Consider the following 16,106-nt stretch of genomic DNA (forward strand, 5'->3'; position numbering starts at 1 on the left):
CAGGCCAGATTACCGGCTGCAGGCACCCGCACGCATGGCGCATGACCTGCCCCGGACACACTCCGGCCCGAAGGTGACCTCACGTCCCAGGCGTGCGAACCGTGGTCGGTACATGCAGGAGCGGTAACCAACGGTCCCCGGTCCTGCTGCCACTTCCTGGTGGTGTCCCACCTAACGCCAGTCGCGGCGAGCCAATACTAGCAGCCGGTCACCTCGCCGGCCGGTCCGAGAGCGCGACCTGCACGCTCCGGGTTTCGCCGTCGCGCCGCACTTCCACGCTGACCGTATCGCCCGGATTATGCTGGCGGACGGCGGCCAGCAGGTCTTCGGCCGCCGCCAGCGCCTCGCCGTCCACGCTCAGCAGCACATCCCCGGCACGGATTCCCGCCTGGTCGGCCGGGCCGCCGTCGCCCACGGACAGCGCCAGGACGCCCTCCGCCTGGGGCACTCCAAGCTGCTCGGCGATCGCCGCCGTGATGCTGGCGGGAGTCAGACCCATAAAAGCGTGGTCGGCGGTTCCGTCTTCCAGCAGTTCCTCGGCGACTTCCCGGGCAGTGGCGGCGGGGATGGCGAAACCGAGCGACACCCCGCCAGCCTCCGGCGGGATGTAGGCCTCGCTGATGCCCACCACCTGGCTCCGCGCATTGACGACGGCGCCGCCCGAGTTGCCGGGGCTGATCGGCGCGTCGGTCTGGATCAGGTCCACCAGCGCCAGGCTCGACGAGGCGGAGCCCGGGATGGAACGGTGCAAACCGGAGATAATGCCTGCCGTGGCAGTATTCTCGAAGCCCAACGGGGAACCGATCACCACGGCAAGTTCGCCGATCGTCGGCAACGAGGTGTTGAATTCGGCGGCCGGGAGCCCGTCGCGCTCGGTCTGCACCAACGCCAGGTCGGACACGGGATCCGTCGCCAGAACCTTCCCGGGGCTGCGTTGCCCGTCGGCGAAGCCAACCTCCACGTTGGTGCTTGCGACGACCACATGTTCGTTGGTCAGGATCAGTCCGTCTTCGGAATAAACCACGCCGCTGCCCAGGCCGCTGTCGGTAAAAACCGTCACCACGGACGGCTGCACGTTCTCCACGATCTCCGGAATGCCCCCTGTAGGCTGCGCTCCCCCGGGCTGTACTACCGCGCCGCCCTGCGCCTGCGTGGTCCCACCGCCGGTCGCGGTCGGCTCCGCGTCGCCGGTCCCGGCCGGCTCCCCGCCGCCCTCGCCGGTGCAGCCGGCCAGGCCCGCCAGAAGCGCGGCTGCGAGCAACACGCGCCCGGCACCCCGCAGGGTTTTCTCCCGTTCCAGATGCGTCATGGCCCGGACCTTCCGTCGTCGCTGCTGCCACCCTAGACCCATCGGGATCCGCAGAAAACGCTTCCGCGGCAATCGGATGGATCCGGTCCGCAACCCTCTCTCCCCGGCAGGCCGCGGAATACCCGGCTCCCGGCCATCGTTGCACCCGACAGATGTTGAAGCGTCAACAATCGGAGGGAGCATCGTGACGGACCAGGCAATCGGCACCGGGCAACGGCCGTTTCAGGCGGTGGTGATCGGCGCAGGCCAGGCCGGGCTGAGCGCCGCCTACCAGCTGGCCCGCCGCGGCCTGGCCCCCGACCGGGACTTCGTGGTCCTCGACGCCAACGACGGCCCGGGCGGCGCCTGGCGCCACCGCTGGCCCTCGCTGACCTTCGACGCCGCACACGGACTGCACGACCTTCCCGGCCTGCCGCTCGGGGTTCCGGACCCGGGGGAGCCGTCCTCCGCCGTCGTCCGCCGTTATTACGGTGACTACGAGCAGCGGTTCCTCCTCCCTGTGCACCGTCCCGTGCGCGTAACCTCGGTGGACGACGACGGTGCCTTCCTGCGGGTGCGCAGCGACACCGGCGGCGAGTGGTTGGCCCGGACCGTCATCAGCGGCACCGGCACCTGGGACAAACCGCACTGGCCGCACTACCCCGGCCGGGAGACCTTCCGCGGCCGCCAGTTGCACACCCGGGACTTCTGGTCCGCCGACGACTTCCGCGGGCAGCGGGTCCTGGTGGTCGGCGGCGGGACGTCCGCGCTGCAGTTCCTGCTCCAGCTGGACGCGGCCGGCGCGGACACGGTCTGGTCCACCCGCCGCGACCCCGACTTCACCTCTGCCCCGTTCGACATGGAATGGGGCGTCGACGTGGAGCGCCGGGTCAGCGAGCGCACCCGCGCTGGCCTGCCGACCCTCAGCGTGGTCGCCGCCACGGGGCTGCCGCTGACCGAGACGTACCGGAAGGGCATCGACGACGGCGTGCTCGTCTCGCGCGGAAAGCTGGCCCGCATCACCGAGCACGGCGTCGAATTCGTCGACGGCTCGGCCGAAGACGTGGACGTCATCCTCTGGGCCACCGGATTCCGGCCATCGCTGGACCACCTGGTGCCGCTGCGGCTGCGTGAACCGGGCGGCGGGATCATGATGGGTGAAGACGGCGTTACGGTCGTGAAGGAGCCGCGCCTGTTCCTGGTCGGATACGGCGCATCCGCATCCACGGTCGGGGCCACCCGCGCCGGCCGGGCGGCCGCCGTGGCCGCCGTCAAGTACCTTGCCGCAGAAGCCGAACCCCAGCCGGTACCCTAGGACTCGTGACTGAAGCTCCCGCCGCCACCGCCTACACCCTCACTCTCTCCTGCCCGGACCGCCCCGGCATCGTGCATGCCGTCGCCGGCGCCCTGGCCGGGGCCGGCGGAAACATCACCGACTCGCAGCAGTACGGCAGCCCGCAGTCCGGCCGGTTCTTCATGCGGGTGGCCGTCGCCACGGACCAGTCCTACACCGAACTCCACGACCGGTTGCAGCCGGTCGCGCAGGAGTTCGGCATGGACTGGAAGCTGCGCCGCGAGGGCGTGAAGATGCGCACCCTGCTGATGGCCTCCAAGTCGGCGCACTGCCTGAACCACCTGCTGTTCCTGCAGCGCTCCGGCACGCTGCCGGTCGAGATTCCCGCCATCGTCTCCAACCATCAGGACCTGGCCGACCTTGCCGCGTTCTACGGCATCCCCTTCCACCACATCCCCGTCACCCCGGACACCAAACCGCAGGCCGAACAAGCCCTGCTGGACCTGGCCGCGCAGCACGACGTGGAACTGGTGGTGCTGGCCCGCTACATGCAGGTGCTCAGCAACGAACTCTGCACCGAACTGGCCGGCAAGGCCATCAACATCCACCACTCCTTCCTGCCCAGCTTCAAGGGCGCCAGGCCGTACCACCAGGCGCACGCCCGCGGGGTGAAGCTGATCGGCGCCACGGCGCACTACGTCACCGGGGACCTGGACGAGGGCCCGATCATCGACCAGGAAGTCATTCCGGTCCGTCATGCCCACACGGCCGAGCAGTTCGTGGCGCTGGGCCGCGACGGGGAGGCGCGCACCCTGGCCCGCGCCGTGCAGTGGCACGCCGAACACCGCGTGCTGCTCGACGGCGCCCGCACCGTCGTCTTTAACTAATCGGAGGCCGTCGTCGGCTCGCCGGACGTCGCCTTCACTAGTCGGACGCCCGTCGTCGACCCGTCGGTCGCCTTCAACCAGCGCCGGCCCCACCTCCCCTCGCCGGCGCGGTTCGGCTGCGCCGCACGCCCGGTCCGTCGTCCATCGCGACGGCGGAGTGTCCGCCCCTGTGCCCCGCCGGACTCAAGGCGTACTCTCGTCGGATGGGCAACCATGAGCCTGAGATAAAGGCGTTCTACGACCGGCAGGCGCCCGACCGCGACCGGCGCGGGACGGATCCCCAGAGGGACGCAGCCCGGCAGGAATTCATTGCCTCCCTGGTCGCCGCCCGGCGGCACAGCGTGTTGGAGATCGGCTGTGGCACCGGTACGGACGGGCTCGCGTTCAAGGCCGCGGGCATCCATTACACCGGCGTCGATCTCTCCGAGGAAAACGTCCGGCTGGCCCGGGCGAAGCACCTGGAGGCGGTGGTCGGCTCGGCCCGGGAGTTGCCGTTTGCCGGGGGGACGTTTTCGGCCGGCTGGACCATGAGCACGCTGCTGCACGTACCCGACCAGGACCTGCCGGATGTTCTCGCCGAGACCATGCGGGTGCTCGTCTCAGGCGCTCCGCTGGCGGTCGGGCTCTGGTCCGGCGATGACGAGGAGGGCATCGTTGCCGACGACGACTTTGAACCGCACCGCTTCTACAGCCGCCGCAGCGACGCAACCGTCCGCCGGCTCTTCGCCGAGCACGGCCTGATCTCGGGTTTCACCACGTGGGAGCGGCCCGAGTTCGGCCGGCACTACCAGTTCTTCATCCTGACCAAACCGTGACCGGCCGGATCCAGGGCGGCACGTCCGCCACGAAGCTCCTGCAGCACGTCCGGTATGGCTAGGCTGATGGGATGGCCCACATCATCACCATCTCCGGCATGCTGCCCGCCGTCGATCCGTCCGCCTTCGTCGCCCCCACGGCGACGCTCAGCGGGGACGTGGCGCTGGCAGCCGATTCCAGCGCCTTCTACGGCGTCAGCGTCCGCGGCGACACCGCTCCCATCCGCGTCGGCGAGCGCAGCAACCTGCAGGACAACGTGGTCCTGCACGCAGACCCAGGCTTCCCCTGCACCGTCGGTGCCGGCGTCAGCGTCGGCCACGCCGCCGTGATTCACGGGTGCACGGTCGAGGACAACTGCCTGATCGGCATGAGCGCCACGATCATGAACGGTGCAGTGGTCGGTGAAGGTTCGCTGGTCGCAGCCGGCGCCGTCGTCCTGGAGGGCACGCGCATTCCCCCTCGTTCGCTCGTCGCCGGCGTCCCCGCCAAGGTCCGCCGCGAGCTGAGCGAGGACGAGTACCAGTCGGTGCTGGACAATGCCGCCCGCTACGTGGAATTCGCCGCCGTGCACCGCGACGCGATCGACGACGCCGCCGAGGCGTAGCCGGCCGGGGTGGTGCCGTCCGGGGTGGGTGCCGTGGCCGCGGCGCAGCCGGTTCCGGCCGGGGCGGGTGCCCAGCCTACGCTCGCGACGCCCGCACGGATCCATGCCACCCCGCCCACCGGCCGACGCATTGCGGGAGTTTGCGTTAACTTCTTGACTACAACTCGGCGCTGCCGCACGCTTTTGTGTATGCCAGCCGATCCGCCGTCCACCCTCGAGGCCCCGCAGCGGCCCGCGCCGCGCGGTGCCCAGAACCGGCCGGGGTCCCAGAGCGCCTTGCGGCGGCGGAACAGCCAACGGGTCCTGCAGGCGCTGATGTCCCGCGGCCCGCTCACGCAGGCCGAGCTGTCCCGGCAAACGGGGCTGTCCACCGCCACGGTCTCCAACATCGTCAAGGCCATGGCCGACGACGGACTGGTCAGCACCGCGCCGACCACGAGTTCCGGCCGCCGCGCCCTGTCGGTCATGATCGACGGCCGAGGCGCCGTTGCCGTCGGAGTGGATTTCGGCCGCCGGCACGTGCACGTTGTACTGGTCAGCCTCGACCACCAGGTGCTTGCCGAAGGTGCCGTCGAATTGCCGCTAGGCCACGGGGCCGAGCAGGGCATCGACACCGCCGCCCGGCTGGCGCAGCGGTTGTTGGATGAAAACTCGGTCCTTCCCCGGGCCGTGATCGGCGTGGGCGCCGGCATACCCGGCCCGATCGACCGGCGGACCGGCACCGTGATCCACGGTGCCATCCTGCCCGAATGGGTGGGCATCAATCTGCTGGCCAGGCTGCAGGAAAGGTTCGGCACCGACGTCTTCGTGGACAACGACGCAAATTTGGGCGCGCTGGCGCAAGTGAGCTGGGGCCCTTACCAGCACGCGCAGAACCTGGTCTTCCTGAAGATCGGATCCGGCATCGGGGCCGGCCTGGTCCTCAACGGCAAGCTCTATTACGGCCATGTCGGCGTCACGGGCGAGGTCGGCCATGCCACGGTCGCCGAGCACGGCATCATCTGCCGCTGCGGCAACCGGGGGTGCCTGGAGACGGTCGCCTCCACCTCCACCATGATCGACCTGCTCAGCCGCGGCCGGGGCGAGCCGATCGGAACCGAGGACATCGTCCGGATCGCCCTGGAGGGTGACCCGGCCGTCTTGCGCGTGATAGATGATGCCGGCCTTGCGGTGGGACGTGCCCTCGCCAACGTCTGCAACCTGCTCAATCCCGAAGTCATCGTGGTGGGCGGCCCGCTGACGGGCCTCGGCAGCATCCTGCTGGACCCGGTACGTCGCGGGCTGCTGCGCCATGCGGTGCCGGTCGTGGGCGAATCCACGGACCTGGCGATGTCCACCTTGGGCAGCCGCGCGGAGGCGTTGGGCGCCGCGACGCTGGTGCTTCAGCAAGCCGAACTCCCCGTCGCCTGAGCACCGCCAGGGCTGCCCGGGGAGCGTCTTTGCGTTCAACTCTTGACGACAAGCGGTGTGACGGAGTTAACTTCCGTACTAAGCCACACATCCGTGTGCGGGTCTTGCTGACCCCGTGGCCACAGACTGCTGATTGATGGAGGCTTTATGCGACGCAAATCTTTGCTCGCCGGCGTTGCGGCCGCAGGTTTGCTCCTGTCCGCGTGCGGCGGCGGAAGCGCGGTGGAAGAAGCAAACCCTGAGGAAGCGTCGGGTTCGGTAGGAGTCTTCACCTGGTGGGCGGACGGTTCCGAGAAGGTCGGGCTGGATGCGCTGGTGGAGATCTTCACCGAACAGTATCCGGAACTAAAGTTCGACAACCTTGCCGTCGCCGGCGGTGCCGGCAGCCAGGCCAAGAGCGTGCTGGCGGCCAACCTGAAGTCGGGCAATCCGCCGGACTCGTTCCAAGCGCATGCCGGAGCCGAGCTGCAGGACTACATCGCCGCCGACCAGCTCGAGGACCTCACCTCCTTCTACGAGGACGCGCAGCTCAACGAGGCGTTTCCCCAGGACCTGCTGGACCGGCTGACCGTTGACGGCAAGATCTACTCCGTCCCGTCGAATATCCATCGGGCAAACGTGGTGTGGGCCAACGTGGACGTGCTGGAGGAAGCCGGCCTGGATCCGAACAGTCCGCCAGCCGATCTCGACGCCTGGTTTGCGGACATGGACAAGATCAAGGAGACGGGGAAGACCCCGCTGGCCGTGGCCGGCACCTGGACCCAGGTACAGCTGTTCGAGAACATCCTGCTCGCCACCCTCGGCGCCGAGGGCTACAACGGGCTCTGGGACGGCACCACCGATTGGTCCGGCCCCGACGTGATCGAAGCCATCGAGAACTACAAGAAGACCCTCAGCTACACCAACTCCGACCGCGACACCCTCAGCGACTGGGGTCCGGCCACCCAGTTGGTGGAGGACGGCGCCGCCGCCTACAACGTGATGGGCGACTGGGCCGAAGCCAAGTTCGCGCAGGACGGCAAGAAGCCCGGTGAGGACTACGTCTACTTCCCCACCCCGGGCACCGACGGCATCTTCGACTTCCTGGCCGATTCGTTCACGCTGCCCAAGGGTGCTCCCAATCCGGCCGGTTCCGAGGCCTGGCTGACCACCATCTCCAGCGTTGAGGGCCAGCAGGCATTCAACGCGGCGAAGGGCTCCATCCCGGCCCGCACGGACGTGCCGTCCGACGAGTTCGGCGAATACCAGCAGAGCGCCATCGAGGACTTCTCGTCCGACACCATCGTGTCCTCGCTGGCCCACGGTGCCGCCGTCCCGGTGGCCTGGCTGAACGAACTGAGCACCGCCGTCAGCAAGTTCGGCGGCCCGCAGGACGTGGCTGCCCTGCAGGAATCCTTGGCGTCCATCGCCGAGAAGTTCATGCAGTAAGCCAGGAGGCCCGGAAGGGCGGGCGCGGCACCACCGCGCCCGCCCTTCCATGTCACACCGGCGTGCACGGCTGCACTAGGAGAAGTCCATGTTCAAGAAAGTGAAGACCTGGGGACCGGGGCTGGCCCTTATCGCCCCTACCCTCATCCTGCTGGCAGTCTTCGTCTATGCGTTGATCGCGGAAAACGTCCGCATCTCGATGACCAACCAGCACACGGCCCGACCGTCGTCCGAATTCGTCGGCGTGGAGAACTACCTCCGGTTGTTCGGGGACGCGGATTTCCAGCACGCACTGCGCAACCTGCTCCTGCTGACGGTGGTGTTCCTGGCCGGCACGCTGATCTTCGGCTTCCTCTGGGCCTGGATACTGGAGCGGCCCGGCGCCGGCGAGGGGCTGTTCCGCTCGGTCTACCTCTTCCCGATGGCGGTGTCCTTCATCGCCTCGGGCGTGGTCTGGCGCTGGCTGCTCTCGAGCCTGCAGACCAACGAGCCCGGCGGTGATCGTGCCACCGGCCTGAACCGGCTACTGGACAGCGTGGGGCTCGGCTTCCTGCAGAACAGCTGGTGGTCCGATCCCAACTGGGGCATTGCCGCCATCGCCGTGCCGGCCATCTGGCAGCTCTCCGGCTACGTGATGGCCCTGTTCCTGGCCGGATTCCGCGGCATCCCGGAAGAACTGCGTGAAGCCGCGCGGATCGACGGCTGCAGCGAATGGAAGCTCTATCGTCACGTGATCTTTCCGCAGCTGAGCCCGGTGATGCTCTCGGCGGTCATCATCATCGGCCACATGTCCTTGAAGCTGTTCGACCTGATCCGGGCGATCGTTCCCGACGCCAATACCTACGACATCCAGGTCCCGGCGACCATGATGTGGGTCAAGTACATCGGCAGCGACTACGCCGACTCGGCCGCCATCGGCACCATCATGCTGGTGCTGGTCGCGCTGGTGGTCGTCCCGTACCTCGTCTACACCTCGCGGCAGGAGAAGCGCTGATGGCCACTGCAACCGTGCCGCCGCCCGTCGAGGTTGCCCGACCCCGGCCCGCGGCTCCCCGCACCGGCCGGCAGAAGATGAACCGCACGCTCAAGTACGCCATGCTGTTGGTGTTCATGATCGTGGTGCTGATTCCGGCCTACGTCCTGTTCATTACCAGCTTCAAGGGCCCCACCGACGCCGATCCCTCCAACGCGTGGCTCTTCCCGACAACGTGGGAAACCGCGGGCTGGGCCAAGGCGTGGGACAGCCTGGGCCCCGCGCTGGGCCGCACCTTCGCCATGGTGATCCCGGCGTCGATCATCTCCGCCCTGCTCGGATCGATGAACGGGTTCGTGCTCTCGCGCTGGCGCTTCCCCTACGCCAACGTGGTCTTCACCCTCATCCTGTTCGGCATGTTCATCCCGTACCAGGCCGTGATGATCCCGCTGACCCAGCTGATGCAGGGTCTCGAGGTGCCCAACGGAATCCCCTCGCTGCTGGTCCTGCACATCGTCTACGGCCTGCCCATCTGCACGCTGATCTTCCGCAACTACTACGAATCCGTGCCGTCCGAGCTGATCGAAGCGGCACGCATGGACGGAGCCGGCCTGCTGCGGACCTACGCCTCGGTGATCCTGCCGGTCTCCGCCCCGGGCTTCGTGGTGGTGCTCATCTGGCAGTTCACCTCGGCCTGGAACGACTACCTCTTCGCGGCGTTCTTCTCCTCCGGCTCCAACGGCCCGGTCACCATCGCGCTGAGCTTCCTCGCCGGCGGGCAGCTGACCGATTACGCCGCGTCGATGGCCGGCGCACTGATCGCCTCGCTGCCCACGCTGCTGGTCTACATCATCCTGGGCAAGTACTTCGTCGGCGGCCTCATGAGCGGTTCGGTTAAGGGCTGACCCGGCTCCCACACAACAGCGGCGCCCGCTTCCCAGTGGGGAAGCAGGCGCCGCCGCTGTTGTGGTCCGTTTAGATGTTGTGGCTGCCGCCCTCGCCGCGGCGGGGGTCGTCGGCAGTCCGTGCGCCGTCATTCCGGGCGTCATCGGCATGCCGGCCGCCCTCGTCTCCGTACGACGCAGCGGTGTCCGAACCGCGGTCGGGGACGGAGTCGCCGCCGTGGGCACCGCCGTCGTGCTTGCGGTCCTTCCGGGAGTCCCGGTCCTTGGTGTTGACGTCCGGGTCCAAGTCATCGGCGCGGCGCAGCTGCTCTTCGCTCTCCTGCTGGATTCCCTGCGCGTCGGCCTGCCGCCGGTCGGCAGCCTGGCGAAGGCGGTCGGCTTCAATCTTGGCCCGCTCGGCTTCGATGTCCGCCCGCTGGGCTTCGGCCTGCGCCTGGGTGGCGTCCGCCTGGCGCTCCCGCGCCTCCACCGAGGACACCTGCGCTCCTTGCCGCAACTCCGCTGCCTCCCTGCGGTTCTCTTCCTGCTTCTCGAACTTCCGCTTGGTGTTCCGCTTCTGCGCAAAGAAGACAATGACTCCGATGATGATCAGGAGTACAACTATCGCGATGACGATTCCGACGATCGTGCCTGTATCCATGGTGCGGGCTCCTCCTCGTTGTTGCGAAATTACTGAGCCTGCTTACTTTGTACCATTGATAGGTCCGCACCGGTAGGGCCGCCGGACCCATGCGGGAGGGATGAGACAAAGGGCAATCGGTTCCCATGGACGTTCCAGCCGCCGGCGGCCAAGATGGAGCCATGGCCCAACTGCCGTGGATCGTGACCCCACCCTGCGCCCGGCCCGGCGCGCCGGATCCGCTCGAAGCCACCGGGCGGACGCTGCGCTGGGGCGTGGTTTCCACCGGGGCCGTCGCCACCCGCGTGACCGAGGACATCGCCCGGCTGGAGGATGCCGTGCTGCAGGCGGTCAGTTCCCGCAACCAGGCCAATGCGGTCGCCTTCCAGCGGCGTTTCGGCTTCGGCACTGCCTATTTCGACGGCGGTGCAGGCAAGGGCTACGACCAGCTTTTCGCCGACCCGGATGTCGATGTGGTCTACGTGGCCACCCCGCACGGCCAGCACTACGAGATCGCGGGACGCGCGCTGCGGGCCGGCAAGCATGTGCTGTGCGAAAAGTCCCTGACCATCAACGCCCGGGAAGCCCTGGAGCTGACGGAACTGGCGGCCGCGCGGGGGCTGTTCCTGATGGAGGCGGTGTGGACGCGCTTTTTGCCGATCATCAACCGTGCGTGGGAGATCCTCGCGTCCGGCGAACTCGGCGAGGTGCGGTGGGTGCAGGCCGACGTGGGGTTCCCGGCCCTCTACGATCCGGCCGCCCGGCTTTGGAATCCGGCGGCCGGCGGTGGTGCCCTGTTGGATCTGGCGGTCTATCCCCTGACCTGGGCGCTCGGGGCGCTGGGCTTCCCGCAGACGGTCTCGGCCACTGGCTTCGTCAACGACGATGGCGTGGACGCCCAGAACGCCATGACGCTCAGCTATGGCTCGGGCGCCCAGGCGCAGCTGGCGTGTTCCCTGCAGGCCGCCTCGCCCCGCACTGCCACGGTGGCCTGCACCGGCGGCTGGCTCAGGAGCAACGCGCCGCTGCACCACCCCACCGAACTGGCGGTCGAGCCGCATTTGGGACAGCCGCGGGTGGAAACCTTCCCGAAGGTCGGCCACGGCTACGTCTTCGAGCTGCGCGAAGTCACCCGCTGCGTCCAGTCCGGCCTGCAGCAGAGTCCCACCATGCCCTGGGCGGACACTGTGGACACCATGCGGTTGTTCGACGGGGTCCGCGCCCAGCTGGGCGTCAGCTACGCCAATGACCGTGCAGTGCCGGTGACGGACTGACCCGGACAGCACGACGGCGGCCGGCGCACCTTCCCGCAGGAGGTGCGCCGGCCGCCGTCGCCGTCGCAACCGGGCGTGGCTGCTGCCGGACGGGTGCCCGCCGCCGCCTACTTCTCTTCGGTCAGGGTGGCCACGACGCGGTTCAGCGTGGCCGAGGGGCGCATGACCTCGGCTGCCTTGGCGGCGTCCGGCCGGTAGTAGCCGCCCAGGTCGACCGGGGACCCCTGCACGGCGTTGAGCTCGCCCACGATGGCGTCTTCGTTCTTGGCCAGCTCGGAGGCGACACCGGAGAAGGCCGCAGCAAGCTGGGCGTCCTCGCGCTGGTTGGCCAGTTCCTGCGCCCAGTACAGGGACAGGTAGAAGTGGCTGCCGCGGTTGTCCAGCTCGCCGGCCTTGCGCTTGGGCGACTTGTTTTCCAGCAGGAACGTGCCCGTGGCGGCGTCCAGCGTGTCGGCCAGGATCTGGGCGCGGGCGTTGCCCGTGCTGGTGGCCAGGTGCTCGAAGGACACGGCCAGGGCCAGGAACTCGCCGAGCGAATCCCAGCGCAGGTGGTTCTCGGCCAGCAGCTGCTGGACGTGCTTCGGAGCGGAGCCGCCGGCACCGGTCTCGAACAGGCCGCCGCCGTTGATCAGCGGGACGATCGAGAGCATCTTGGCGCTGGTGCCGAGCTCCAGGATCGGGAACAGGTCCGTCAGGTAGTCGCGGAGCACGTTGCCGGTCACCGAGATGGTGTCCTCGCCCTTGCGGAGGCGCTCCAGGGTGAAGGCGGTGGCCTTCTCCGGGGCCATGATCTCAATCTGCAGGCCTTCGGTGTCGTGGTCCTTGAGGTACTCGTTCACCTTGGCGATCAGGTTGGCGTCGTGGGCGCGGGTTTCGTCCAGCCAGAACACGGCCGGGGTCTGGCTGGCGCGGGCGCGGGTCACGGCCAGTTTCACCCAGTCGCGGATCGGCAGGTCCTTGGTCTGGCAGGCGCGCCAGATATCGTTCGGGAACACCTGGTGCTCGATCAGCACGCTGCCGGCCCCGTCCACCACCTGCACGGTGCCGGCGGTCTGGATCTCGAACGTCTTGTCGTGGCTGCCGTATTCTTCCGCCGCCTGGGCCATCAGGCCGACGTTGGGGACGGTGCCCATGGTGGTCGGGTCGTAGGCGCCGTTGGCGCGGCAGTCGTCGATGACCACCTGGTAGATCCCGGCGTAGGAGCTGTCCGGCAGCACGGCCAGCGTGTCCGCTTCCTGGCCGTCCGGCCCCCACATGTGGCCGGAGCTGCGGATCATGGCCGGCATCGAGGCGTCCACGATCACGTCGGAGGGGACGTGGAGGTTGGTGATGCCCTTGTCGGAGTCCACCATGGCGATGGCCGGGCCCTCGTCCAGGCCCTTGTCGATCAGCTCCTGGACGCCCTTGCGGTCTTCGGCGTCCAGCGCCGCCAGTCCGTTCAGGATGGCGGCCAGGCCGTTGTTCGGGCTGAGGCCGGCAGCGGCCAGCTTGTCGCCGTAGGCAGCGAACAGCTCGGAGAAGTAGGCCTTGACCACGTGGCCGAAGATGATCGGGTCGGAGACCTTCATCATGGTGGCCTTCAGGTGCGCGGAGAAGAGCACGCCTTCTTCCTTGGCCCGTGCCACCTGGGCGGCCAGGAATTCGTCCAGGGCAGCGGCGCGCATGACGGTGCCGTCGATGACCTCGCCGGCCAGCACCGGGAAGGCGTCCTTCAGGATTGTGACGGTACCGTCCTCGGCCACCAGCTGGATCTTGATCTTGTCGTCGGCCGGCATGACCACCGACTTCTCGTTGGAGCGGAAGTCGTCGGCGCCCATGGTGGCCACGTTCGTCTTGGAGTCGGCCGTCCAGGCGCCCATGCTGTGCGGGTTCTGGCGCGCGTAGTTCTTCACCGACAGGGGCGCGCGGCGGTCCGAGTTGCCCTCGCGCAGCACCGGGTTGACCGCGGAGCCCTTGATCTTGTCATAGCGGGCGCGGATGTCCTTCTCCTCGTCGGAGGACGGATCGTCCGGGTAGTCCGGCAGTGCGTAGCCGTGGCCCTGCAGCTCCTTGATGGCAGCCTTCAGCTGCGGTACTGAGGCGCTGATGTTCGGCAGTTTGATGATGTTGGCTTCCGGCTGCTTGGCCAGCTCGCCCAGCTCGGCCAAGGCGTCGCCGATGCGCTGCTCAGGGGTGAGGTAGTCGCCGAAGACGGCGATGATACGGCCGGCGAGCGAGATGTCGCGGGTTTCCACTTCCACACCAGCCGTGGAGGCGTAGGCCTCAACGATCGGCAAGAACGAATAGGTGGCCAGCATCGGCGCTTCGTCGGTGTGGGTATAGATAATCTTGGCCATGGGTGAGGCGTCTCCCTGCAAAAGTGGGTCTCTTTGGTTACTCAACTCCTCCAATTTACCCGAGGAGGGCCGCAGGGCGCCGGTTGAAGACGCCCACGCTGCACTGGCTGGCGCGCCCTAGAGGCCGGTGCCGGGGCCGAAAACCTGCGAGCGATGGGCCGCGTTGCCCTGTTCCAGGTGCGTGTCCTTCAGGCCGCCGGGCCGGGCGGCCTCGGCTTCGCGGGCCGCAGCATGCCGTTCGGCGGCTTCATAGGACCGGGTCTTGCGTAGCCGGGAGGCTACAAAGTACGCCACTGCACCGGCCACGATCACCGCAACGATCAGCACGCCCAGCCAGATGTCGGCCGTTCCCGACGCCGGGGTAACCTGCATCGCCAGCATGGCTGCTTCCTTTAATCGACGGTGCCGGGCGCACCGGTTCCCTTGAACCTATGTGCCCGGCACCCTGCTGGCAAGGATTCGCCCGATAACGGTCTCCGCTGCCCAGCGTGAGGAGCTGTCAGTGGAAGAAGTGGCGCGCTCCCGTGACGTACATGGTGATGCCGGCGGCGTCGGCCGCTGCCACTACTTCTTCATCCCGGACCGAACCGCCGGGCTGTACCACCGCGCGCACGCCGGCGTCGATAAGGATCTGCAGGCCGTCGGCGAACGGAAAGAACGCGTCCGATGCCGCCACGGCCCCGCGGGCGCGCTCGGGCGCCCCGGAGCCCTGCACATTGGCCGCTCCCCCGGCCGCGTCGGCCCCGCCGTCGACCGCCACGCCGAGCGTATTAGCCCGCTCTACGGCCAGGCGGCAGGAATCCAGCCGGTTGACCTGGCCCATGCCGATGCCCACCGCAGCGCGATTGGCCGCGACCAGGATGGCGTTGGACTTCGCCGCCCGCACAGCACGCCAAGCGAAGGCCAGATCCGCCAGTGTCGCCTCGTCGGCGGCCTCGCCGGCGGCCAGCGTCCAGTTGGCCGGGTCGTCGCCGTCGGCGTCAACCCGGTCCGAGGCCTGCAGCAGCATGCCGCCGGAGACCTGCTTGTACTCGACCGTGTCCCGGGCAAAGCCGTCAGGCAGGACCAGCAGCCGGATGTTCTTCTTCTTCGACAGAATCTCGACGGCCTCCGGTTCGAAGCCCGGGGCGACAACTACCTCGGTGAAGATGTCCTTGACGGTGTCGGCCATCCCTGCAGTTACCGTTCGGTTCGCGGCGATGACACCGCCGAACGCGGACACGGGGTCGGTCGCATGGGCCTTGGCATGCGCATCCGCGATCGGATCCGCGGCGCCCGGGGAGGCGACGGCGATGCCGCAGGGATTCGCGTGCTTGACCACCGCGACGGCGGGCTCGGCGAAGTCGAAGGCCGCGCGCACGGCTGCGTCGGCGTCGACGTAGTTGTTGAAGCTCATGGCCTTGCCGTGCAACTGCTCGGCCTGCGCGATGCCCGGCTCGGCGCCGGTTTCCACATACAGCGCAGCGGCCTGGTGCGGGTTCTCGCCGTAGCGCAGCGGCTCGGAGCGCTCCAGTGCCAGGCCGGCGTACGGCGGGAACTTCGGCGCCGCCTCGACGGCTTCGGCGTCATCGCCGAACTGCTCGGCGGTCCATTTGGCCACGGCGGTGTCATAGGCTGCCGTGTGGGCGAAGGCCAAGGACGCCAGCCGGCGGCGGGTCTTCAGGTCGAATCCGCCGGAGTTAGCCGCCTCCACCACGTCCCCGTACTTGGCGGGATCCACCACGACCGCCACGGACGGGTGGTTCTTCGCGGCGGCCCGCACCATCGAGGGTCCGCCGATGTCGATTTGTTCGACGACGTCGTCCTGGCTGGCGCCGGACTTCACGGTCTTCACGAACGGGTAGAGGTTGACCACTACCAGGTCGAACGGCTCGACGTCGAGTTCCTGGAGCTGCCGAACGTGGTCGTCCAGCCGGCGGTCGGCCAGGATGCCGGCGTGAACGCGCGGATGCAGGGTCTTGACCCGGCCGTCCAGGCATTCGGGGAAACCGGTGACCTCGGAGACCTCGGTGACCGGAACGCCCGCTGCGGCAATCTTCTTCGCCGTCGAGCCGGTGGAAACGATGCCGACCCCGGCGGCGTGCAGGCCCTGCGCCAGCTCCTCCAGCCCGGTCTTGTCGTACACCGAGATCAACGCACGGCGGATGGGAACACGGTCAAGCTGCTTCAGGCTCACACAAATCTCCAAGGAAGAATGGATTCGGGGATGGTCCAAGTCTAGCGTCGGGCTTATGCCGGCCACCGAGTGTGAAGCGGATCCGCGGTGTGGGTA

General features: G+C 68.3%; 14 protein-coding genes. 9 read left to right on the top strand and 5 right to left on the bottom strand.

What is annotated here, in order from left to right:
• Positions 1–208: 208 nt before the first annotated feature.
• A complete protein-coding gene (locus tag AC5RUK_RS15400) occupies positions 209–1,309 on the bottom strand; it encodes a S1C family serine protease (protein ID WP_494152695.1) in 1,101 nt (366 codons plus the stop codon).
• Positions 1,310–1,493: 184 nt separating this feature from the next.
• Here AC5RUK_RS15400 and AC5RUK_RS15405 point away from each other — a divergent pair, with 184 nt between their 5' ends.
• From AC5RUK_RS15405 to AC5RUK_RS15440, 8 genes are all read left to right on the top strand, one after another.
• Positions 1,494–2,603, top strand: a complete 1,110-nt coding sequence (locus AC5RUK_RS15405) for an FAD-dependent oxidoreductase (RefSeq protein WP_494152696.1) — start codon at positions 1,494–1,496, stop codon at positions 2,601–2,603.
• 5 nt (positions 2,604–2,608) lie between these two features.
• Positions 2,609–3,469, top strand: a complete 861-nt coding sequence (purU, locus tag AC5RUK_RS15410) for a formyltetrahydrofolate deformylase (RefSeq protein ID WP_493987867.1) — start codon at positions 2,609–2,611, stop codon at positions 3,467–3,469.
• A 203-nt stretch (positions 3,470–3,672) separates the two neighbouring features.
• Positions 3,673–4,284 carry a class I SAM-dependent methyltransferase gene (locus AC5RUK_RS15415; protein ID WP_494108122.1) on the top strand — a complete coding sequence of 204 codons (612 nt, stop codon included), beginning with the start codon at positions 3,673–3,675 and terminating at the stop codon, positions 4,282–4,284.
• Between the two features lie 71 nt (positions 4,285–4,355).
• Positions 4,356–4,889, top strand: coding sequence for a gamma carbonic anhydrase family protein (locus AC5RUK_RS15420; protein ID WP_494108123.1), 534 nt, complete (start codon positions 4,356–4,358; stop codon positions 4,887–4,889).
• Between the two features lie 189 nt (positions 4,890–5,078).
• Positions 5,079–6,299: an ROK family transcriptional regulator gene (locus AC5RUK_RS15425; protein ID WP_494152697.1), complete on the top strand. Its 1,221-nt coding sequence runs from the start codon at positions 5,079–5,081 to the stop codon at positions 6,297–6,299.
• A 147-nt stretch (positions 6,300–6,446) separates the two neighbouring features.
• The gene (locus AC5RUK_RS15430; RefSeq protein WP_494152698.1) at positions 6,447–7,727 is read left to right on the top strand and encodes an ABC transporter substrate-binding protein; all 1,281 of its coding nucleotides are present in this window, start codon (positions 6,447–6,449) and stop codon (positions 7,725–7,727) included.
• Positions 7,728–7,815: 88 nt separating this feature from the next.
• Positions 7,816–8,721, top strand: a complete 906-nt coding sequence (locus AC5RUK_RS15435) for a carbohydrate ABC transporter permease (RefSeq protein ID WP_493987862.1) — start codon at positions 7,816–7,818, stop codon at positions 8,719–8,721.
• A complete protein-coding gene (locus AC5RUK_RS15440; protein ID WP_494108125.1) occupies positions 8,721–9,605 on the top strand; it encodes a carbohydrate ABC transporter permease in 885 nt (294 codons plus the stop codon). Before AC5RUK_RS15435 ends, AC5RUK_RS15440 begins: the two co-directional genes overlap by 1 nt.
• Positions 9,606–9,675: 70 nt before the next feature.
• Here AC5RUK_RS15440 and AC5RUK_RS15445 read toward each other — a convergent pair whose 3' ends face one another.
• Complete coding sequence (locus AC5RUK_RS15445) at positions 9,676–10,245, bottom strand: hypothetical protein (protein ID WP_494152699.1); 570 nt, start codon at positions 10,243–10,245, stop codon at positions 9,676–9,678.
• A gap of 161 nt (positions 10,246–10,406) precedes the next feature.
• On the opposite strand from AC5RUK_RS15445, the gene AC5RUK_RS15450 reads away from it, so the two are divergent.
• A complete protein-coding gene (locus AC5RUK_RS15450; RefSeq protein ID WP_494108127.1) occupies positions 10,407–11,498 on the top strand; it encodes a Gfo/Idh/MocA family protein in 1,092 nt (363 codons plus the stop codon).
• Positions 11,499–11,605: 107 nt separating this feature from the next.
• On the opposite strand, the gene AC5RUK_RS15455 is transcribed toward AC5RUK_RS15450, so the two are convergent.
• The 3 genes from AC5RUK_RS15455 to purH all read right to left on the bottom strand — a co-directional run bounded on the left by AC5RUK_RS15455 (position 11,606) and on the right by purH (position 16,010).
• Positions 11,606–13,834 (bottom strand): NADP-dependent isocitrate dehydrogenase, encoded by a 2,229-nt coding sequence (locus tag AC5RUK_RS15455; RefSeq protein ID WP_494108128.1) that lies wholly within the window; start codon positions 13,832–13,834, stop codon positions 11,606–11,608.
• Between the two features lie 117 nt (positions 13,835–13,951).
• On the bottom strand, positions 13,952–14,215 hold the full coding sequence (locus AC5RUK_RS15460; protein WP_494108129.1) for a hypothetical protein: 264 nt from the start codon (positions 14,213–14,215) through the stop codon (positions 13,952–13,954).
• 118 nt (positions 14,216–14,333) lie between these two features.
• Positions 14,334–16,010 carry a bifunctional phosphoribosylaminoimidazolecarboxamide formyltransferase/IMP cyclohydrolase gene (gene purH, locus AC5RUK_RS15465; protein ID WP_494108130.1) on the bottom strand — a complete coding sequence of 559 codons (1,677 nt, stop codon included), beginning with the start codon at positions 16,008–16,010 and terminating at the stop codon, positions 14,334–14,336.
• Positions 16,011–16,106: the final 96 nt, after the last annotated feature.

This window comes from Arthrobacter sp. Y3223065, from assembly GCF_059090885.1.